The sequence below is a fragment of the Desulfobulbus sp. genome, from assembly GCF_030824455.1.
In the GTDB taxonomy this organism is placed as follows: Bacteria; Desulfobacterota; Desulfobulbia; order Desulfobulbales; family Desulfobulbaceae; genus Desulfobulbus.
This window is the reverse complement of sequence record NZ_JAVBXR010000095.1, coordinates 47,107-67,579: the sequence shown is the minus strand read 5'-3', so window position 1 is coordinate 67,579 and position 20,473 is coordinate 47,107. Positions and strand designations below refer to the sequence as shown.

Here is a 20,473-nt window from a genome sequence, read left to right as displayed (position 1 = left end):
CCGTGTTCCCCGGCGTTGACTGCGCGGCAATGGAGCCGCCGTGGGCGCGAACAATGCCGTACGACACCGGCAGGCCCAGCCCGGTGCCTTCCACCGCCGATTTGGTGGTGAAAAAGGGTTCAAAAATCCGTTCCAGGTTGTTCGGGGCAATGCCGGAACCGGTGTCTTTTACGCTGATCACGACCTCCTCGCCGCGCAACTCGGTGCGGAGGGTCAGGGTTCCGCCGCCGGCGGCCATGGCGTCGCTGGCGTTAATGATCAGGTTGATGAATACCTGGCGAATCTGATCCTCCACCGCACACAGCCGGTCGACCCGCTGATCGTATTCGCAAACCACCGCTATTTTTTTCTTGGTCAGGAGGTTGTGATGCAGCGCCAGGATCTCTTCCAGGATCCGGTGCGGATCGAATTCGGTTTTCCGACCGCTTGAGGGACGGTTGAACTGCTGCAGGTCGCGAATCAGCTTGCGCATGCGATCACACTCGTTTTCCGCCAGGTTAAGCAGTTTGCCGTCCTCCGGGTTGAGCCCGGCGCGCTGTTGCACGTCGCGCAGGGCAAAGCGAATTCCCAAGAGCGGGTTGCCAAACTCGTGGGCAATGGACGCGGCCAACTTGCCGATGGCCTCCATTTTCTGGGCATGATGCAACTGCTCGATCAGCTGCTGTTCCCTGGTGATGTCGCGCCCCATGGCCACGACGTTGGTCAACCGCCCGCGCCGATCAAGGATGGGAAAGATGGCGGCCTCAAGGGTAATGCGACGGCCCTCGGTGTTGTTGCTGATAAAGTTCCCAATCCAGGTTTCGCCGCTGTGGACCTTGGCCCGCACCTGCTCAAGCTGTTGGTCCACGCTCAGGGTGGGAAAGCTGTCCAAGGCCCTGCGCCCCATCAGATCGCTGGCGGCAACGCCCATGATCTGCTCGAAGCTGGCGTTGACGTACTCAATCAGGCCTTCTGCGGAAACAATCACGATCAGGGCCGGAGCCTGACGGACAATCTTGGCAAACAGCTGCTTTTCTTGCTCAAGTTTCTGTTGCCGGCTGATGTCGGCGAAAAAGACAATGGCCCCGGCGCATTGGTCGTGTTCCAACACCGGATAGGAACGGAGGGCGATCAGCACGGTCGAACCGTCGCGGCGCACGAGCGGCATCTCATCGCTCAACAGCACCTTGCGCAACGCCATGGTCTCCCGAACCTGCCCGCACAGCGGGCAGTCGATCGCCTGGCCCCCCTCGTCGCAGGCCAGTTGGGTCAGCAGATCGCGTCCAACAAGCTCGGCCGAATTCGCGATCAAAAAATGGTCGCAGCCGGCCCGGTTGATGAATGTGCAGCGTCCCTCCGCGTCAACGCCAAAAACCGCTTCTTCGGTGGCGTCAAAAAACAGGCGCAACCGCTGTTCCTGAACGCGCAATTCGCAAAAGGCCTGGTAGCCGCTCTGACAGAGGGCGGACAGCGACACGCTAACCTGATCCAGTTCATCGGCATGACGAGAATCCGGACGCTCCAGTCGGAACGGCGGCGGCTCCTGGCGCTGGATGTCAACGGTCTGGACATAGTCCGCCAACCGTTCCAGATGGACGGCGATATTCTTCTTAAAAGACAGGAGGATAAAGCCGGCGACCAAAAAGGTCTTTACCGTGTTGCTTGCCAGCAGGACCAGAACCCGGCGGAGCAGACGACGATAGATGCCCTCCAAAGAGGCAACGAGGTGCAATGTGCCGATTTCTTCGGAGCCGCCCCGCACTTGATGCATCAAGGGAAAAGAATGGGAAAGGATGTTGCGCTGCAAAGGCATGCCCTTGGCCCAGGCGACCTGCCGATCCATTTCCACCGCCGCGTAGATGATGTCCTGGCGCTTGATCAGACCTTCGAGCTGCAAATTCACCTGCAGCTCGTCGAGGATCCATACGCTTTCCTCCAGAGGGCGAAGGCTGGTGTCCTTGACCGTTTCAAAAAACGAATGAATGCTCCGGATATCCTGGCGGTAATCGAAGTACAGCTGCACGGTGGTGGCAACCACGGCCACCATGGTGCTGAACCAGATGACCCGAACGGTCAACCGGCCGGCCAGACTGTTTTTTTTCCAATGCGGCAACAACGGCAACCTCTCTCGAAGGGGACGGCAGTTCTCGAAAAAGATACGGCGGGATCAGGGAACAATCTCCAGCAAGGGGCCGACCCTCTGCTGGTCGGCAAGCAGCACCTGCAGGGCCTCAAGGCTTGGCAGGCGGCGGCGGGCCTCCTGCAGCACCAATTCCGGCAGGTTGTTGATCTCGCTGAGATGGGCCAGCACCAGGCAGCGCAGCCGCCCCTGGGCCAGACGTCCGGCGAACTCCAACGACTCGCCGTTGGCCAGATGCCCCCGGCTGGAAAGCACGCGCTGTTTCAACGGCAGCGGGTACGGTCCCTCCTGGAGCATGCGCACGTCGTGGTTGGCCTCCAGCACTAGGGCCTGGCACTTCTGCAGGTGATGACGGATAAGGTGGGTAATTTTGCCGGTGTCGGTGCAGTAGCCCAGGCAACTGACGCCGTTGCTGACCGTGAATCCGACCGGATCGGCGGTGTCGTGGGACACGGCAAAGGGGTGGATCAGCAGATCGTTGACCGCAAACGGCTCGCCGGTGGCGAACTCGCGCCGCACCGGAACGCGGCCGAACCGATGCTCGGCGGCCCCGTAGGTGGCGGCGTTGGCGTAGATCGGCAGATTCAGCCGTCTCGCCACCACGCCGACGCCCTTGACGTGGTCGTCGTGTTCATGGGTGACCACCAGCCCGGTGAGGGTTTCCGGGGCAATGCCTAGGCCGCTCAACCGACCGACCAATTCCTTGCAGGAAAAGCCGTTGTCGATCAGCAGACGGGTGGAGCCCGCTTCAACCAGGGTGCAGTTGCCCTTGCTGCCGCTGCCGAGAACGGAAAATCTCACGAAGGGTTGGCCGCGCCAGGGGCCCGGTCGCCGCCTTCAATCCCGGTGTGGCCAAATCCGCCGGCCCCGCGCGCGGTTTGCGACAACTCTGCAGTTACCTGCCACACCGCCCGAGCCACCGGCGCCAGCACCAATTGGGCAATGCGGTCGCCGCGCCGGATGGTGACAGCGCCCTGGCCAAGGTTAATCAGTCCCACCTTGATCTCGCCGCGATAATCGGCGTCAATCGTGCCTGGCGCGTTAATCACGGTGACGCCCTGCTTGATTGCCAAGCCGGAACGCGGCCGCACCTGAATCTCATAGCCTTCCGGGATGGCCACGGCAAAACCGCAGGGAATCAGCCCGATCTCGCCCGGCGCCAGCGTCATGGGTTCGCGAATCGCGGCGCGCACATCCATGCCGGCCGCCAATTCGGTTTCGTAGGCCGGCAACGACAACCCGTCGGCCTGCTCAGGATCGAGCCAGGAAAAAGCAACGGTTACAGCCTGCATCCTCACATCCTCAATTCAACCGGTATCGTTTCTTTCAATAAAAAAAAGCCGGTTTCCGCTCTCACGGCAACCGGCTGGTTGTTCAAAATGTCGCGACTGCAGGCAATTATTCCTCGCCCTCGGCCAAAGCGGCCTTGCGGCTGAGACGAATGCGGCCGCGGTTGTCGATGTCGATCACCTTCACCTTGATCATATCGCCTTCCTTGACCACATCGGTCACATTCTTGACCCGCTCGTTGGCCAACTCAGAGATGTGCACCATGCCGTCGGTGCCGGGGAAGATCTGGACAAAGGCTCCGAACTCCTTAATGGTGCGGACCTCGCCCTCGTAGACCTTGCCGACTTCAGGCACTGCGGTGATCTGCTGGATGCGCTTGATCAGGGCGTTGGCCATCTCGCAGCTGTTGCTGAAGATCTTGATGGTGCCGTCGTCCTCGACGTCAATCTTGGACTCGAACTCGGTGGTCATCTCGCGGATGATCTTGCCGCCGGGGCCAATGATGTCGCGGATCTTGTCCGGATGAATCTTGAGCGTCACATACTTGGGAGCATGCTCCGAAACTGCGGTGCGGGGCGTGCCGAGCGCCTCTTCCATCCGCTCCAGAATGTGGAGCCGACCTTTCTTGGCCTGGGCCAGTGCCTTGGACATGATCTCGCGGTCAACGCCGTCGATCTTGATGTCCATCTGCAGGCCGGTGATGCCGTCGCGGGTGCCGACCACCTTGAAATCCATGTCGCCGAGATGATCTTCGTCGCCCAGGATGTCGGTCAGAACCACCACCTGATCGCCTTCCTTGATCAGGCCCATGGCTACGCCGGAGACCGGGGACTTGACCGGCACGCCGGCGTCCATCAGCGCCAGACTGCCGCCGCAGACCGTGGCCATGGAAGAGGACCCGTTGGATTCGAGGACCTCGGAAACCACCCGCAGGGTATAGGGAAAGACGTCGCCGGCGGGCAGTACAGCCTCAATGCCGCGACGGGCCAGGGTGCCGTGACCGATGTCGCGACGGCTCGGACCGCTCAACCGGCGGACTTCGCCCACGCAGAAGGGCGGAAAATTGTAGTGGAGCATGAAGCGGCGGTAGACGTCGCCGCCCAGTCCTTCCAGATGCTGCTCGTCGCGCTCGCTGCCTAGGGTGCAGATCACCAGAGCCTGGGTTTCGCCGCGGGTGAACAGGGCGGAGCCGTGAGCGCGCGGCAGGATGCCGACCTCGCAGCTGATCGGCCGGACGTCCTCAAAAGAGCGGCCGTCCAGACGCATGCCCTTGCTGACAATGCGATCCCGCATCACATGTTTTTTGTACCCGCTCAACAGATCGGTGACCTCGGCTGGCTTCTCATACAACTCCGGGTCGATCTGGGTCAGTACTTCTGCTTTCAACTGGGAATACCGGCTAGAACGGGCCATTTTATCGGCAATGTTCACCACCTCGTCCATGCCGGCGGCGGCTAGGGCCTCGACCTTTTCCTTCAGGGAAACATTGACTGCAGGCGCAACCACCGTCCGTTTGATCTTGCCGGCCTCCTGCTGCAATTGGAATTGCAGATCAAGCAGCGGCTGGATGCCGGCGTGGGCGAAAAAGATCGCCTCCAGGATAAAATCCTCGTTCATTTCCCCAGCCCGGCCTTCAACCATGACCACGGCGGAGCGGGTGCCGGCGACCACCAGACTAATCTGCGATTTGGCCAACTGGCTTTTCGAGGGATTGAGCACATACTCGCCGTCGACGTAGCCGACCCGCGCTGCGGCGACTGGGCCGGCAAAGGGGATGTCGGACAGCATCAGGGCCATGGAAGCCCCGTTCATAGCCAAGACGTCCGGATCAAACTCCTGGTCTGCGGAAAACACGGTGGCAATCAGCTGGGTTTCGCTGGAATAGCCGTCCGGGAAAAGAGGACGCAGCGGGCGGTCAATCATCCGGCAGGTCAACACCTCTTTCTCGCTGGGGCGACCGATCTCGCGCCGAAAATAGCTGCCGGGAATGCGGCCGGCGGCGTACATCCGCTCTTGATATTCGATGGTCAGGGGCAGAAAGCCCATATCCTTGGATTCGGTCTCGGCCACCACGGTGACCAGCACCTTGGTGTCGCCGCTGGAAACCACCACCGAACCACTGGCCTGCTTGGCCATTTTGCCTGTTTCAAAGACGATGGTCCGCCCGCCGATTTCGGTTGTTACTGTCTTGATCATAGATACATACTCCTGTTCCGGTTGCTCCGGAATGTGCATTGAGGGGTGACGATGGGTCCGGTGCAGCTCAATTCCGTCACAAAGGCACAAAGGATGCAGCGACAATCTCCATCCTTTGCCAATTCTCTCTGTGTCCTTTGTGTCTTTATGACTTTCCCGCTGCCGCAGCGCAAACGCATCGTGAAACTGCGGGCGGCGAGCCCAATTGGCCCGCCGCCCGGATACAACTTACTTGCGAATACCGAGTTGCTGAATCAGACTCCGGTACTTGGCAATGTCCTTCTTCATGAGATATTTGAGCAGGCTACGGCGCTGGCCGACCAGTTTCAACAGACCGCGACGGGAATGATGATCCTTGGCGTGCGTTTTAAAATGCTCGGTGAGATAGATGATCCGTTCGGTCAGGAGGGCGATTTGCACCTCGCAAGACCCGGTGTCCGTCTCGTGAATTTTGTATTTTTCAATAATTTCCTTCTTCTTCTCGATAGTCTGCGCCATGGCGCACCTCCACGGTTGTCCGTCTGCTGCCAGAAAAGCACTTCCCTCAGCCTCTCTGGAGTCTGGATACATTGCCCCTGATCCTGCGTCAGAGGGGCGACGCAGGGGAACGACTTTCACTTCTATACTCGACGGCAACAAGCCGTGGCAAGTTTAAAGCGACGACGCTTCAACGCCGCCAAGGGCCATATCAATGCTTCGACGGTGGTCGAGCAACAACTGCAGCCCTGTCTCTGCAAACAACTCGGCGCCCGAAAGACTGTCGGCCACCGCGAACGAACCGCTGGCCGTCCGGCGCAAGCCGATCAGATAAGCGCCGCAGCCCAGCGCCCTGCCGATGTCGGCGGCCAACACTCGCACATAGGTGCCGCGACTGCAAACCACCTCCACATCAAGTTGGCGTGTCGTTGCATCGTAGCGCAAAAAATCCAAGGAATGAATTTCGATCGGCTTGGCGGCCTTTTCGATCAGCACCCCTTCGCGGGCATAGGCGTAAAGGGGCTTGCCCTTGTGCTTGGCCGCCGAATAGTAGGGTGGGGCCTGCATTTGCGGGCCGACGTGCCCCTGCAGGCAGGTTGCGAGAGTCGATTGATCAAGGGGTGGCACGGCCATGGTTCGTGTAACCGCGCCTTCAGGATCCTGGGTCTCGGTCTCGACGCCCAATTGAAGCCGCGCCTGGTACGTCTTCCTTCCGCCCATGAACGAATCGATGCAGCGGGTGGCGGCTCGTCCGGCGCAGACAATCAGCAGACCAGAGGCAAAGGGGTCAAGGGTGCCGGCGTGGCCGACTTTTTTGATGCCAAGCAGCCAGCGAATCCGGCGCACCATCGCAAAGGAAGTCGGCCCCTCGGGCTTGTCGACCAGAAAAACTCCGTCGCTCCAATCGTGCCCTTCCCCGCGAATAGGGCGTTCCGTCGCCATGGATCAGCTTTGCATTTCCTGGCGCAACAGCGGCAGCACCAAATCGCGCACCGCATCCATACTCTGGCCTTTGACGCGAAAACCGCTGGCGTTGCGATGCCCGCCGCCGCCGAACTGCCCAGCCACAACGGATACGTCGCATTGGCCCTTGGCCCGCAGGCTGACCGAAACGTGCCCGGCTTCGATCTCCTTGAGAAAGACGGCAACCCGCACCGAACTAACCGCCCGCGGGAAGTTGATGAAATACTCGGTGTCTTCCATGGTGGTGAAGGTCCGCTCCAGCATTTTCTGCGTCACCCGAATGACGGCGACCCGATCACGATCATGCATCTCCAGGGTGGCGAGCACCTCCTGCATCAGGCGCAACCGCCCCAGGCTGTAGTTGTCGTACAGACTGCTGGCAATCAGTTCCGGACGCACGCCGCGCCGCACCAGTTCCCCGGCCACGGCAAAGGTGTGACTGCTGGTGGATTCGTAACGAAACGAGCCGGTGTCGGTGTTGATCGCCGCATACAGACATTCAGCGGCCCGGGACGACACTTCGGCCCCCAAGGCGACGGCCAGATCGAAAATCATCTCGCCGGTGGAAGAACGATGCGGCTCGATCCACGCCCCGTCGCCGAAACCGTTGTTGCCCTTGTGGTGATCAATGACCACCAGCGGACGGAAACCGATCAGTTCCGCACTGTTGTGCCCCAACCGGTAGGCGTCGCCGCAATCCAGACAGACAGTGAGAAAATCTCCCTGGGCCTGAGCGACGAATTCCCTGACCTTGGCCATGTCCGTTTGAATCTGACCGCAGCCGGGTAGGAAGCGATAGAGATGCGACACCGGTTCCTCAAGGTAGCGCAACACCCGCTTGCCCAACCCTTCGAGAATCTCGGCCAAGCCGAGCAACGAGCCGAGGGCGTCGCCGTCGGGATTGAAATGGGTGGCCAGCAGGATGTGGCCCTTGTCCCGCACAGCCTCGAAAACCGCCTGTTCAGGCTTGTTCGTCATCTTTCCGCTCTTGCTCAATTTCACGAAACAGGGTGTCGATGCGCGCCGCCTCTTCACTGAGTTCGTCAAAGTAGAAGGCCAGATCGGGCGTGTACCGCAGATTGAGGATCTTCGCCAGATGGCTGCGGAAAAAACCCTTGGCCCGGTTCATCCCTTTCTGCGCAGCCCCTCTGCCCTTGCCCGAGGGCACGGTGAAATAGACCTTGGCCAGTTTGAGATCCGGGGTCACCGCCACCCGGGACACCAGGGTCCCGGACAAGGTCGGATCGCCGACCCGTTGCAGCAGCAACATGTTCAGTTCGTTCTTGACGGCCTCGGCCACTCGCTTGGGCCGCGAACTTTCGGGTTTCCCCAGTCCGGGCAGTTTAAAATCAAATTCCATGGACATAGGCCTATCGATTACAGAACCCCCGCGACCTCGTCGAGAACAAAGGCCTCCAGGTTGTCGCCAAGTTTCAGATCATTGAAATGCTCAACGCCGATGCCGCATTCAAAGCCGGTCAACACCTCTTTCATGTCGTCTTTGAACCGCCGCAACGAGGTAATTTTTCCGGTATAGACCACCACTCCTTCACGCAGCACCCGAACCCGCGCGTTGCGTTCGATCTTGCCGGCAATAACCGAGCAACCGGCGATTGTGCCGATCTTGGGCACCTGAAAGGTCTCGCGAACCTCGGCGGTGCCGATGACCCGTTCCTCAAAGGTCGGCTCGAGCATGCCTTTCATGGCCTTTTCGATGTCCTCGAGGGCATGATAGATGACGTCGTAGGAACGAATGTCAACCCCTTCCCGGTCGGCCAACTCCTTGACCTTAACCGTGGGCCTGACGTTGAAGCCGATAATGACGGCGTCCGAAGCGGCGGCCAGATGGATGTCGTTTTCGGTGATCGAACCTGTGCCCTCATGGAGAGAGCGGACCCGAATAACCTTGGTCGACAGGCTTTCCGCCGCCTGGCCAAAGGCCTGGAGCGTGCCCTGCACGTCGGCGCGCAGGATAACCCGCAGTTCCTTGACGTCCTGCTCGGCCATTTTCTCGAACAGGTTGTCGAGCGACACCTTGGAGGCCGAGGCCAGTTCGATTTCCCGCGCCTTGAGCTGGCGGGCGTTGGCCAGCGACTTGGCCATCTTTTCGTCGGGCAGCACGATAAACTCGTCGCCAGCCTGGGGCACTCCGGAAAGGCCCTGGATCTCAACCGGGATCGACGGACCGGCCGCCTGCACCTGCTCGCCGCGCTCGTTGGTCAGCATCCGCACCTTGCCGCTGTAAATGCCGGCGACGAAATGATCGCCAGGCCGCAGGGTGCCGTCCTGGACCAACACCGTGGCCACCGGACCGCGCCCCTTGTGGAGCTGCGCCTCAATGACCGTGCCCTTGGCCTTGCGCGAAGGATCGGCGCGCAGCTCAAGGATCTCGGCTTGCAACTGGATCGATTCAAGCAACTCTTCAATGCCGACCCCTTTCTTGGCCGAGGTCATGCAGAAGATGGTCTGACCGCCCCACTCCTCGGGAATCAACCCGAAATCGCTCAGTTCCCGCTTGACCCGGTCAGGATCGGCGTTGTCCTTGTCGATCTTGTTGACCGCAACCACAATCGGCACCTCGGCCGCCTTGGAATGGGCAATGGCCTCCTTGGTCTGGTCCATGACGCCGTCGTCGGCGGCCACCACCAACACCACGATGTCGGTGACTTTGGCGCCGCGCGAACGCATTTCGGTAAAGGCCGCATGGCCCGGCGTGTCGACAAAGGTCAGATCGCCGGAGGGCGCCTGCACATGGTAGGCGCCGATGTGCTGGGTAATGCCGCCCGCCTCGCCGGCCGCGACGTCGGTCTTGCGGATGGCGTCGAGAATCGAGGTTTTGCCGTGGTCGACATGGCCCATGACCGTAACCACCGGCGGCCGCAACATGGCCTCGCCGCCCATTTCAACCTCCTGCTCCTGCAAGGCCTCCATTTCCAGTTCCTCGGTCATGGCCTGCTCGACCTCGTAACCGAAATCAGCGGCCACCAGGGCGGCGGTGTCGACGTCCAGGGCCTGGTTCAGGGTCGCGAGAACGCCCATCCGCATCAAAGCGGCAATGACCTCGCTGGCCTTGACGCCCATGCGCTTGGCCAGATCGCCCACACTGATCGTGGCCACCACCTTGATCCGCTTTTTGATGGCCTTGGTTTCGGCCACCTGAGACTGGGCGGAAAGATCTTTTCTCCCATCCTTCTTTTTCTTGCCCTTGCGGGGCCGCATGAATTCCCCTTCGCCGTCGGGTGAGAATTCGAGCCGGCCCCGGCTGTCTTTCTTGCCGGCCTTGGCTCCTTTTTTGCCCAGGCTGTCGTCGTCGGCCTTGATGGTTACGACCCTTTTCGTCTTCTTTTTGCCCTTGGCGTCAACCCGGCCGGCCTCGTCCTTGGCCGCCGGCGTTTCGACAGGCGCCTCGCCGGCAACCGGACGCGCCGGACGAACCGGTCGTTTGACCGGAGCGGCGGGGCGTGTCCTTTTTTCCGGAATCGGAATCACCACCCGGCCGACGATCTTGGCCAACTGTCTGGGCTTTTTCGTCTCATCCTCGACCGCCTTTGCAACCACCCGAATCGGCTCGGCCGGAGCGGTTTCGCCCGGCACCGCAACGGCGTCGGCAGGCGTCGGCGTCTCGCTTGCCGCACTCGGCCGATCAGCGCCGTCGGCATCCGGAGACTCGGGCTCCTGTGGGCCGACGGCAGGCGGCCCCACAGGCTCGGCGGCTGGCGACTCGTCTTCCTGCGATTCTATCTGAGGCTCAACCGGCGCTGGAGGTTCCGGCTTTTCGCGGGCAATCCTCGCCTCCTCCTCAAGCCGGGCCTCGAGGGCCAGGATCTCGGCTTCCATGGCAAGGGCGTCGGCCTCTTCCTGCTTCTTGGCCGCCTCTTCCTTGTCGGCCTTGGAGCGTCGCCGAACAACTGTTTTCGTTTTGGCGGCGGCGTTCTCAGTCTTCTGCTTGAGTTCGATGCGCCCTTCCGCTGTTCCGACAACAGCCTCACTATGCAATTTTTTTCGAATATCCGCTGCCATATCGTCGTCTACACTTGAACTATGACTCGCAATGGGATAGCCCATTGCCATCAACTTATCCGCCAGTTCTTTGCTTTTCAGTCCTGCTTCTTTTGCGAGATCATAAATACGAACCTTGCTCATCAAACGCTCCCTTCCTCTGTAACCCGCCACGCATGGGTTCAGTCCGCTTTCAGGACCTTTTTGCTTTTTGCCAACCGATCACGACACAGGCTTTGGTTGCAACAATAGATTCCCTTGCCGCTCCGCCCTTCCGCGACCAACCGGCCGTCGACGACAACAAAACGCAACAAGCCGGACTGAGGGGCCTTCTGGCCGCAACCTCGGCAGGTTCGCTCCGGGACGTGTCCCCGCTTCATCAATCCTGATCGGCGGCCGGGCCGTCCTGGGACTCCGGAACGTCCTGATCAACCTGATCGACCTGATCGACCTGATCATCCAGGTCGTCCGCATCGTCATCATAATCCACGTCGCCTTCCTCGGGCGGCGCGACTGCGGCGGCTGCTTTTTGCAAGGCCAAGGCACGATCCTGATCCAAGCGCGCCAAGGTCATCAGCTGCTCCACGTCCATGGTCGCCAGCACAGGCGCCGTACTGACGCCGGCGGCAAACAGACGATCCGCCAGACTCTCGTCAACGCCGTCAACCGCCGTCAGACTGCGATAGCCCCGATTGTCCATATTGGCGTAGCGCTGCTCGCTCTTGACGTCGATCTTCCACCCCAGTAGGCGGGAAGCGAGACGGACGTTTTGCCCCTGACGGCCAATGGCCAAAGACAGCTGGTCGTCGGGCACAATCACCATCAACGCCTTGCGCTCGTCTTCGACGATGACCATGGACACCTCGGCCGGGGCCAAGGCGTTGTACGCATACTTGGCGGGATCCGGGCTCCAAGGCACGATGTCGATCCGCTCGCCCTGCAGCTCCTGAACCACATTTTGCACCCGCGAGCCCTTGAGCCCCACGCAGGCACCCACCGGATCGACGTCCGACTCGATCGAAGACACCGCGATCTTGGCCCGGAACCCGGGTTCCCGACTGGCGCCCATGATCTTGACGATGCCCTCGGCAATCTCCGGAACTTCCATCTCGAACAGCTTGATCAGAAATTCGTTGCAGGTCCGACTGAGAATGAGCTGCGAATCACGAAACTTGCCTTCCCGGGCGTCGCGGCGGACTTCCAGGAGATAGGCGCGAATCCGGTCGCCCTGCTTGTAGGATCGTTTGGGAATCTGGCCGTCGCGGGGCAGTATGGCGTCGGTGCGCCCCAGGTTGATGATCATGTCGCCGCGCTCAAACCGCTGCACAATGCCGTTGACGATGGTTCCCTGGCGGTCGCGGTACATCTCGTAGATGACGTCGCGCTCGGCGTCGCGCATGCGGTGAATGATCACCTGCTTGGCTGACTGGGCGGCGATGCGGCCGAGATCGGCGATGGTGTCCATCTTTTCGCCCAGGTCGTCGTCCAGTTCGATTTCGGGATCAAGACGACGGGCGTCCTCCAGGGCAATCTCGGTATCTTCGTCGTAGACTTCGTCCACCACGGTGCGATACTGAAACACCTCGACCTCGCCGGATTCCTCGCTGAATTGAACCTCGATTTCCCGGCGGTTGCCGTATTTTTTTCGGACAGCGGAACGAACAGCCTCTTCAATGGCGTCGATCAGCAAGGCCCGATCAATCCCCTTGTCCCGGCAGATTTGATCGACAATTCGTTTTAGATTTTCTGTTCCAACCATTGTTCGCTCCAACTCAGACAATCATTTCCGTTGTTTCCGCGGCCCGAGGCGCCGCCTGTTCAACCTCGGTGGGCACGGGCGCTACAGCGTCAACCGCGCCCTTGCAATATTTTCCATATCTATTTGGATTGTTTCACCTTCCTGGGCAAGAAGGACGGCGTCGCCCTCCAAGCCAAGCAGCGTGCCGACCAGCACCCTCTGCTCTCCCATAGGCTCCCGCAGCTTGATCCGCACCAAACGGTCAACATATCGGGTAAAATCCGTTCTTTTTTTCAGCGGCCGTTCCAGACCGGGCGAGGAAACCTCAAGATGATATGCGTGGCTGATAAGGTCCTCGACTTCAAGATAGGCGCTGATTTGCCGACTTACTGCGGCGCAATCGTCGATGGCTATGCCGCCTTCCTTGTCGATAAAAAACCGGAGAACCCAGCCGTGCCCCTCGCGCCGGAACTGCACCTCCACCAACTCCATCCCCATATCGGTTACCAGAGGTTCCGCGAACCCCTGGATGGCGGTCAACAATCGATCAGAAGCGTCGTCCAAGGCTTTTCTATCCGTTGCAGTTGATTTTGCGGGGAAAAACGCTTTCACGCCCCCTTGACAAAGGTCTGTGGTTCTCGGCAAAAGGCAATAAAAAAAGCGGGCAGAGCCCACTTTCACGTTCACCGGCATATCCGGCAGCCGATTCCAACAGAACGAACCAGCCTTGCGGCCGGCGGCTTCGCCATGGAGCGGGCAACGGGGTTCGAACCCGCGACCCCAAGCTTGGGAAGCTTGTGCTCTGCCAACTGAGCTACACCCGCTCTGCTGATCCATAGGAAGTTCATTAAAATAGAGCATCAGCGGCCAATTGTCAAGCAACAACAAAATGATGCCAAACATTTTTATTCTCCGCCCTGCCGAGGCGCCTCAAGGACCATTGCCAAATAAACGCAGGATACCCGATAGTTGTCCCTCTTTAACTCGACCTCCGAGCTGATTTGGGGCGCTGCCGTTCCCCGTCCTTCATGTCGATTTTCCCGTTTTTCCACACTTCGCCTGCCACGAGGGCCGGGGTTTGCTTTACAGACAGGGCATGTTGTGTATAATTCCCGGCCATGGACATCATCACCACCCACATCGGCGCCGACTTCGACAGCCTGGCGGCCATGGTCGCGGCCAAAAGACTGTACCCGAACGCCGAACTGGTCTTTCCCGGCTCTCAGGAAAAAAGCGTGCGCGATTACCTGGCCCAGGAATTTCGCAACATCTACGAGTTCAAAAAAATCAAGCACATCGACCTGGCGCGGGTGCAACGGCTGATTGTAGTCGACACCCGCCAAGCGGAGCGAATCGGCGGCCTGGCCGACTGCCTGCGCAATCCCCATCTCAGCGTTCATCTCTACGATCATCACCCCAACGGACCCGGCGACCTCCACGGCGACCTAGAGGAAGTTCGTCCCTTGGGCTCCACCACCACCCTCCTTGCCCAAATCTTTCAGCAGCGCGGCATCGTGCCCAGCCCAGACGAGGCCACCCTGATGGCGCTTGGCATCTACGAGGACACCGGCAGTTTTCTCCATTCGTCCACCTGCCCGGAGGATTTGATTGCCGCCGCCTGGCTCCTGACCCAGGGGGCCAACCTCGACGTCGTTACCCAGTTCGTTTCCCGGGAACTCTCGGCCGAGCAGATCAGCCTGATCGGCCAGCTGCGCCAGGAATCCCACGCATACATGATTCGCGGCGTGCCCGTGGTAATCGCCAAATTGACCGTGACCGACTACATTGACGATTTCGCGGTCATCGTGCAGCGCCTGATGGTGATGGAAAACATCGACGTGCTCTTCGCCCTGGCCAGCATGGGCGAGCGCACCTACCTGATCGCCCGCAGCCGCATTCCCGAGGTCAACGTCGGCGCCGTGGCCCGCGAATTCGGCGGCGGCGGCCACGCCTCGGCGGCCTCAGCCACGGTCCGCGACCTGACCATTGCCGAGGCCGAGGAGCAGTTGGTCGGCCTGATCCATCGCCACATCCGCCCCAAAGCCATTGCCGGCGAGCTGATGAGCGCCCCGGTGATCACCGCCACCCCAAACGTGACCATCGACCAGGCCAACCGGTTGATGACCCGCTACAACGTGACTGTTTTGCCGGTGGTGCGGGAAAACGGCGCCGACAACGGCCCGCGCCCCACGGGTCTGCTCGGCATGATTTCCCGCATGGTGGCGGAAAAAGCCATCTTTCACCAACTGGGCGGGCTGCCGGTGGCGGATTACATGACCACCGAAATCGCCACCATCGAGGAGAACGGCACCCTCTCCGACATCCAGAAACTGATCGTTGAGAACCGACAGCGCCTGATCCCGGTGGTCCGGGGCGAGGAGATCGTCGGCGTGATCACCCGCACCGATCTCCTAGGCCTGCTGGTCAACGACCCGGGCAACCTCTCCTCCGATCTGCTCCGCGGCGACGAACGGCCCTCGGTGGAACGAACGCGCAACCTCGGCGGGGTCATGGCCCAGGTGCTGCCCCGGGAGATCATCGTCCTGCTGCGCGAAATCGGCGAAGCCGCCGCCCACTTGGACTGCAACGCCTATGTGGCCGGCGGTTTCGTGCGCGACCTGCTGCTGCACGTCAAAAACACCGATATCGACATCGTCGTCGAGGGCGACGGCATCCGTTTTGCCAAGTTTCTGGCCCAACAGCGGCGCGGCGTGGTCCATCCCCACGAAAAATTCGGCACCGCCACGGTGATCTTTCCCGATCAGACCCGCGTCGACGTGGCCACCGCCCGGCTCGAATACTACGCCCACCCGGCGGCCATGCCCACGGTGGAACTCAGCTCGATCAAGCTTGACCTCTACCGCCGCGATTTCACCATCAACGCCATGGCGGTGCATCTCAATCCCGAGCGGTTCGGCGCCCTGGTGGATTATTTCAACTGCCAGAACGATCTCAAGGAGCGGCGCATCCAGGTGCTGCACAATCTGAGCTTTGTCGAGGATCCCACCCGCATTTTCCGGGCGATCCGCTTCGAGGGGCGGCTCGATTTCACCATCACCCGCCACACCGAAAAGCTGATCAAAAACACGGTGCAGATGAACCTGTTCGACCGGTTCGATGGCCCCCGGTTTTTCCACGAACTCAAGCTCATCCTCTCTGAGGACGATCCGTCCCCGGCCCTGAAGCGCATGGGCTATTTCAAGCTCTTCCCCTTTCTCTGGCCGGACCTGCGCCCCAACCTGAAGATCGATCGCCGCTTCATCCACGGCCTCGTTCAGGCCCACCAGGCGATCTCCTGGTTCAAACTGCTCTACCTCCCGGACAAGGTGGAAACCTGGATGGTCTATCTGCTGGCGATCATGAGCCGGTCGCGCACCAAAGAGCTGATCAATTTTTGCCATCGGTTCGACATCCCGCCCAAACAGCGGAAAAAACTGATCTTGCAGAAGACGGACGCGGAAAAAATCGCCCAGGAAATGCAGAAACGCCCCTTTCTCAAGCCCAGCGAGACCTATTGGCTGCTCGGCGAGCTCGAAGTCGAGGGGCTGCTGCACCTGATGACCATCGCCCGCAAACGCCACATCCAGCAGGCGGTGTCCCTCTTTGTCACCACCTTGCGCAAGGCGACGCCCCTGGTCGGCGGCGACGAACTCAAGGCCATGGGCTACACCCCCGGCCCACAATTTCGCGCCATCCGCAACCATCTGATCGAAATGCAACTGGACGGCGAGATCACCAACCACGAGCAGGCCCTGGCCTTCATTCGCAGCGCCCATCCCCCACTTCCCCGCAGTTCCTGAACGCGGTGTTGTTTCCCCTCGCTTTTTAGCCGTTTTGCCTTATCGTTTGCCAACGCGCCCGCCCCTCTCTTTTGTCCGAGCGCCAACAGCGCATCAGGAGAATATTTTTTTGCTATGAATTTCGACATTAACAGCTTTATGCAGCAACTGATCATCCAGGCCCCGCCTCTGCTGTTTGCCCTGACGGTGCATGAACTGGCGCACGGCTACGTGGCATTTCGCCTGGGCGATCCCACCGCCAAAAACGAAGGCCGATTGACCCTCAACCCGCTCAAGCACCTTGATCCGCTCGGCGTGTTGGCATTTATCATCATGAAAATCGGCTGGGCCAAGCCGGTGCCGGTCAACCCCTGGTACTTTAAAAATCCGCGCCAGGACATGCTCAAAGTGGCTCTGGCCGGACCAGGGGCCAATGTGGTCCTGGCCGTTGCCAGCGCCGCCCTGGCCCACCTGTTGGTGGCCCTCCATTTCCTGCCTTTTTTCTTTTTGCAACCGGTGGTGGCGATGCTGGCGGCCAGCGTTTGGATCAACATCATGCTGGCGGTGTTCAACTGCATTCCTATTCCGCCGCTCGACGGTTCCAAGGTGCTCATGGGCCTGCTGCCGCCAGAGGCGGCTCGCGGCTACGCCAAGCTCGAACCCTATGGATTTTTTATTCTTTTAGGGCTCTTCTATACCGGGGCCATCGGCTGGCTGATCATGCCGATCATCCGCTTCTCCAATTCACTGCTGCTGGGATAAAAAAAAACGGGTCCGGAACATGTCCCGGACCCGTTGGCGACACCTCGCTGCGAGGGGCGAACTACAGTTTATAGGTCAACCCAAACGTCAACAGGTGGGCGGCGGCGTCTTCAAAGGAGCCGTCAATGGAAGCGTTGTTCACGTCGCGGCTTTCCTTGTCGTCGTAGAGATAGGCAACTCCCAGTTCCATATCCTGATTGACTTTATACCGCAGCCCCACCGAGTACAGCATGGCGTCGGAGTCGGGCAGTTCAAACCCGAGGTTGTCGTTGGGCACAGGGTTCTCGTCGATGGCAATGCCCGCCATGAGGGTGAAATTGTTCTTCAGGTCATAGGTGAAGCTCAGCCGCCAGGCGTCGGTGTCTGACCATTTTTTTGCTTTGGCGTCGTCAAAGGCGGCATCCAGCGCTGGATTGCTAAAGGGCGCCGGATAAGTAAAATCGAGTTGCTCGTAATCAGACCAATAGGTGCGGTCATACTCGAGCTCCACGGTCAGCTGATCAAAAAAAGTGTAGGAAGCGGCGACTGCCAGCACCGCCGGCAGGGGAATTTCCACCCCTGTGTCGCCGCTGTACGTATTGGGGGCCACGGGATAGTTGGTCGACAAATTGGCATGACCTTCAATCCCTAAATCCACCTCGGATCGATAGGTCACGCTGACGTTCATTTTGTCAACAGGTCGAACGGTCATGGCGAGATTGTACCCTGCCTCCAGGGCGTCGCCATCCATATCTCTTGTTGCGGTAGTGCCGTAGGCATTGATCACGCCGTTGCTTTTGACCTTGCCGTCGACATAAATGGCGCGAACGCCGCCAGCCACAGAAAACCGGTCGCAAAATTTGTAGGATAGCGTCGGATTGACGTCAAAAATTTTCAGGCTGAATTCTTCGGCAAAGGTGCGCGGATACGGATCCTGCCAGCGTTTGGACAAGCCCCCTGGCGCGGTGACCGAAAATCCCACCCGAAAATTGTTGTAGTCGGGCGACACCGCAAAGAACGTCGGCAGGAAAAAATCTTCCTCCTCTGTTTCGCCGCTACGCGCGGCAATGTGATCGGTGTACTCAATCGCGCTCAGATGAATCCAGGTGGCGTCCACCTCGAGATAACCCCGATCCTCCAACCAGGACATGTTGGCAGGATTGTAATAGGCGGCGTCGGCGCTCGGCGTATAGGCCACATAGCTGCCGGCGCGGGCGGTGGAATTCACCGATTGCTCGGGAATACGATAGCCCGAGGCTAGGGCCGATCCGGCAGTGGCAAGCAGAAGCAACCCCACGGCTCCGAGTGTTTTGTTCATTGGTCCCCCTTTGTTGTTGATGGTGGTGTGTGGCACGGTCAGACGTGCATGGTGTCGGCGGAGTAGAGATAGCGTTTGATCTTGTGGGTGGCGGTTTTGACAAAAGGCTCGCGCCGCTCCAGCACCCTCGACAGCCGTGACGAGAGCGAGAGTTGCGCGTTGACGGTGGTTCGCATCTCCTCGAGCAGGCCGGCAATGTACTGATGGCGCTGGGTGCGATTTTGCCCGGCGGTCTTGCCGTCGATGAATTCATAATCGGGATAGACCCAGGCCTCAAGCATGCCCCGGTTCTCCACCACCAGCGACTCGACCACAAAGGGGTAGGCGTTCACCTTGTGCTCAATGGCCTCGGGATAGACGTTTTCGCCGTTGGAAAGCACAATCACCGATTTGGACCGCCCCTTGATGTGCAAATTGCCGGCGGCGTCCAAGAGGCCCAGATCGCCTGTCCGCAGCCAGCCGTCCTCGGTGAAGGCGTCTTTGGTGGCCTCCGGGTCGTTGAGATAGCCCTGCATGACGTTCCGACCTTGGGCCTGGATTTCGCCAATTCCGGTTTCTGGATGGGGATCGTCAATGCGGATGTCGACATGGGGCACCGGCTTGCCGGTGGAACCAGGGCTGACCGTGGGGTCGCGATGGGGGCCGCCGGCCAGCAGCGGCGCCGCCTCGGTCAATCCGTAGCCGACGATGAACGGAAACTCGGCGTCGCGCAGAAACAGTTCCACCTCCGGGTTGAGGGCCGCGCCGCCAATGCCCATCACCTCCAGACGATTGCCGAAAAAGGCGCTCAGTTTAGCGCCAATTTTACGATAAATCATTCTGCGGCTCATGCTGAACCGACAGAAAAAACTTAACATCCGGCTCTTCTCCACCGCCGGCGCCACCCGTTTTTTGAAAATCTTTTCAATGATGAGCGGCACCACCAGCATCACCTGGGGTTTTTCCCGTTCGCAGATCTTCTGCAGCACCGCGGGCGTGGGCGTCTTGCCGGCATAGACGATTCGGCAGCCCTTTAAGAGGGGCAGCAAAAAGCCAACCGTGAATTCATAGGTGTGGGAAATGGGCAGCACCGAAAGAAACACCCAGCCAGGAGCCAGCTGCATGACGCCGCTGGCCGACTGGGCATTGGCGCAGAGGTTGGCGTGACTGAGCATCACCGCCTTGGAAAATCCCGAAGTGCCCGAAGTATAGAGAATGGAGGCGAGGTCGTCTTTGTCGACCGCCGGAAATTCCAGCGTCTCATTGCTGGCCTGTTCGCCGAATTGCGCCTGGGCCTGGGCAAGGAAATCACTAAAGGTCTGCAGGGCAATCAAACCGGTGTCGTCGCGGTAGTCGTCCAGGGTAATCACATGCCGCAACTGCTGTTTGAGATCGTAGATTTTCTCAATCTGCCGCTGGGTGAGGAAAACGAAATCGCACTGCATTTCCCCCAGGATATGGTGGACGTCGGCCTCGGGCAAATCCGGAAAGATAGGCACCGTGCTGGCGCCGAGCCGCACCGCCGCCAAATAGACGGCCCCCCAATTATGGGAGTTTTCGCCCAAGAGCGCCACCCGGTGGCCCCGACCAACGCCAAGACTGCGAAGATGGGCGGCCAGGGCCAGGATGCGTTCATGGAACGCCTTGTAGGTCAGCGGCTCCTCAAGCGCCATGCCGATGGCCGGCAATTGACGGTACTTGCGGCAACTGATGTCGACCAAATCATTAAGCGTCGCCGCGTTTTCTTGAATGACGGGAAGATGGGCCAGAACCGCCTGCTCGCCGGCGGCGCCGTGCTCTTCTTCCTTGCCGTGGACAGTTGTTTCTGGTTGCATCTGCATGGTTTCCTCCCGATCCGGCCATTGGCCCCTTGG

Annotated in this window: 16 protein-coding genes and 1 tRNA gene; 2 read left to right on the top strand and 15 right to left on the bottom strand. The window is 59.9% G+C overall.

Annotated features, from left to right (window positions below; all coding sequences use genetic code 11):
• From RCH93_RS11620 to RCH93_RS11565, 13 genes are all read right to left on the bottom strand, one after another.
• On the bottom strand, window positions 1-2,092 hold a 2,092-nt coding region (locus RCH93_RS11620; protein ID WP_306548574.1), incomplete at its 3' end, for a PAS domain-containing protein.
• Window positions 2,093-2,146: 54 nt separating this feature from the next.
• Window positions 2,147-2,920: an MBL fold metallo-hydrolase gene (locus RCH93_RS11615; protein WP_306548573.1), complete on the bottom strand. Its 774-nt coding sequence runs from the start codon at window positions 2,918-2,920 to the stop codon at window positions 2,147-2,149.
• Window positions 2,917-3,411, bottom strand: coding sequence for a dUTP diphosphatase (gene dut / locus RCH93_RS11610; protein ID WP_306548572.1), 495 nt, complete (start codon window positions 3,409-3,411; stop codon window positions 2,917-2,919). Before dut ends, RCH93_RS11615 begins: the two co-directional genes overlap by 4 nt.
• A gap of 106 nt (window positions 3,412-3,517) precedes the next feature.
• Entirely contained in the window at window positions 3,518-5,605 is a 2,088-nt protein-coding gene (gene pnp, locus RCH93_RS11605; RefSeq protein WP_306548571.1) for a polyribonucleotide nucleotidyltransferase, read from the bottom strand.
• A gap of 228 nt (window positions 5,606-5,833) precedes the next feature.
• Entirely contained in the window at window positions 5,834-6,103 is a 270-nt protein-coding gene (rpsO, locus tag RCH93_RS11600; RefSeq protein WP_306548570.1) for a 30S ribosomal protein S15, read from the bottom strand.
• A gap of 153 nt (window positions 6,104-6,256) precedes the next feature.
• Window positions 6,257-7,024 (bottom strand): tRNA pseudouridine(55) synthase TruB, encoded by a 768-nt coding sequence (gene truB / locus RCH93_RS11595; protein ID WP_306548569.1) that lies wholly within the window; start codon window positions 7,022-7,024, stop codon window positions 6,257-6,259.
• A 3-nt stretch (window positions 7,025-7,027) separates the two neighbouring features.
• On the bottom strand, window positions 7,028-8,023 hold the full coding sequence (locus tag RCH93_RS11590; protein ID WP_306548568.1) for a bifunctional oligoribonuclease/PAP phosphatase NrnA: 996 nt from the start codon (window positions 8,021-8,023) through the stop codon (window positions 7,028-7,030).
• Window positions 8,007-8,411, bottom strand: coding sequence for a 30S ribosome-binding factor RbfA (rbfA, locus tag RCH93_RS11585; protein ID WP_306548567.1), 405 nt, complete (start codon window positions 8,409-8,411; stop codon window positions 8,007-8,009). The genes RCH93_RS11590 and rbfA overlap by 17 nt, the downstream gene beginning before the upstream one ends.
• Before the next feature lie 11 nt (window positions 8,412-8,422).
• Window positions 8,423-11,188: a translation initiation factor IF-2 gene (gene infB / locus RCH93_RS11580; protein WP_306548566.1), complete on the bottom strand. Its 2,766-nt coding sequence runs from the start codon at window positions 11,186-11,188 to the stop codon at window positions 8,423-8,425.
• Between the two features lie 38 nt (window positions 11,189-11,226).
• Window positions 11,227-11,424 carry a DUF448 domain-containing protein gene (locus RCH93_RS17940; protein WP_373693287.1) on the bottom strand — a complete coding sequence of 66 codons (198 nt, stop codon included), beginning with the start codon at window positions 11,422-11,424 and terminating at the stop codon, window positions 11,227-11,229.
• A complete protein-coding gene (gene nusA, locus RCH93_RS11575) occupies window positions 11,424-12,803 on the bottom strand; it encodes a transcription termination factor NusA (RefSeq protein ID WP_306548565.1) in 1,380 nt (459 codons plus the stop codon). The genes RCH93_RS17940 and nusA overlap by 1 nt, the downstream gene beginning before the upstream one ends.
• Window positions 12,804-12,884: 81 nt before the next feature.
• Window positions 12,885-13,346: a ribosome maturation factor RimP gene (gene rimP, locus RCH93_RS11570; protein WP_306548564.1), complete on the bottom strand. Its 462-nt coding sequence runs from the start codon at window positions 13,344-13,346 to the stop codon at window positions 12,885-12,887.
• Window positions 13,347-13,530: 184 nt separating this feature from the next.
• Window positions 13,531-13,606: transfer RNA gene (locus tag RCH93_RS11565), tRNA-Gly, on the bottom strand.
• Between the two features lie 294 nt (window positions 13,607-13,900).
• Here RCH93_RS11565 and RCH93_RS11560 point away from each other — a divergent pair.
• Together RCH93_RS11560 and RCH93_RS11555 are read left to right on the top strand one after the other, a co-directional pair.
• The gene (locus tag RCH93_RS11560) at window positions 13,901-16,582 is read left to right on the top strand and encodes a CBS domain-containing protein (RefSeq protein WP_306548563.1); all 2,682 of its coding nucleotides are present in this window, start codon (window positions 13,901-13,903) and stop codon (window positions 16,580-16,582) included.
• A gap of 114 nt (window positions 16,583-16,696) precedes the next feature.
• Complete coding sequence (locus RCH93_RS11555; RefSeq protein WP_306548562.1) at window positions 16,697-17,323, top strand: site-2 protease family protein; 627 nt, start codon at window positions 16,697-16,699, stop codon at window positions 17,321-17,323.
• A gap of 61 nt (window positions 17,324-17,384) precedes the next feature.
• Here the strand turns inward: RCH93_RS11555 and RCH93_RS11550 are convergent, their stop codons facing one another.
• Together RCH93_RS11550 and RCH93_RS11545 are read right to left on the bottom strand one after the other, a co-directional pair.
• The gene (locus tag RCH93_RS11550) at window positions 17,385-18,620 is read right to left on the bottom strand and encodes an OmpP1/FadL family transporter (RefSeq protein WP_306548561.1); all 1,236 of its coding nucleotides are present in this window, start codon (window positions 18,618-18,620) and stop codon (window positions 17,385-17,387) included.
• Between the two features lie 38 nt (window positions 18,621-18,658).
• The gene (locus RCH93_RS11545; protein ID WP_306548560.1) at window positions 18,659-20,434 is read right to left on the bottom strand and encodes an AMP-binding protein; all 1,776 of its coding nucleotides are present in this window, start codon (window positions 20,432-20,434) and stop codon (window positions 18,659-18,661) included.
• Between the last annotated feature and the right edge of the window lie 39 nt (window positions 20,435-20,473).

What these genes read in the sequence shown, in the direction of transcription:
- RCH93_RS11550 (WP_306548561.1), bottom strand. Translation starts at nt 18,620, where the DNA reads ATGAACAAAACACTCGGAGCCGTGGGGTTGCTTCTGCTTGCCACTGCC.
- RCH93_RS17940 (WP_373693287.1), bottom strand. Translation starts at nt 11,424, where the DNA reads ATGAAGCGGGGACACGTCCCGGAGCGAACCTGCCGAGGTTGCGGCCAG.
- truB (WP_306548569.1), bottom strand. Translation starts at nt 7,024, where the DNA reads ATGGCGACGGAACGCCCTATTCGCGGGGAAGGGCACGATTGGAGCGAC.
- RCH93_RS11560 (WP_306548563.1), top strand. Translation starts at nt 13,901, where the DNA reads ATGGACATCATCACCACCCACATCGGCGCCGACTTCGACAGCCTGGCG.
- rpsO (WP_306548570.1), bottom strand. Translation starts at nt 6,103, where the DNA reads ATGGCGCAGACTATCGAGAAGAAGAAGGAAATTATTGAAAAATACAAA.
- RCH93_RS11555 (WP_306548562.1), top strand. Translation starts at nt 16,697, where the DNA reads ATGAATTTCGACATTAACAGCTTTATGCAGCAACTGATCATCCAGGCC.
- nusA (WP_306548565.1), bottom strand. Translation starts at nt 12,803, where the DNA reads ATGGTTGGAACAGAAAATCTAAAACGAATTGTCGATCAAATCTGCCGG.
- infB (WP_306548566.1), bottom strand. Translation starts at nt 11,188, where the DNA reads ATGAGCAAGGTTCGTATTTATGATCTCGCAAAAGAAGCAGGACTGAAA.
- dut (WP_306548572.1), bottom strand. Translation starts at nt 3,411, where the DNA reads ATGCAGGCTGTAACCGTTGCTTTTTCCTGGCTCGATCCTGAGCAGGCC.
- RCH93_RS11590 (WP_306548568.1), bottom strand. Translation starts at nt 8,023, where the DNA reads ATGACGAACAAGCCTGAACAGGCGGTTTTCGAGGCTGTGCGGGACAAG.
- RCH93_RS11545 (WP_306548560.1), bottom strand. Translation starts at nt 20,434, where the DNA reads ATGCAACCAGAAACAACTGTCCACGGCAAGGAAGAAGAGCACGGCGCC.
- pnp (WP_306548571.1), bottom strand. Translation starts at nt 5,605, where the DNA reads ATGATCAAGACAGTAACAACCGAAATCGGCGGGCGGACCATCGTCTTT.
- rbfA (WP_306548567.1), bottom strand. Translation starts at nt 8,411, where the DNA reads ATGTCCATGGAATTTGATTTTAAACTGCCCGGACTGGGGAAACCCGAA.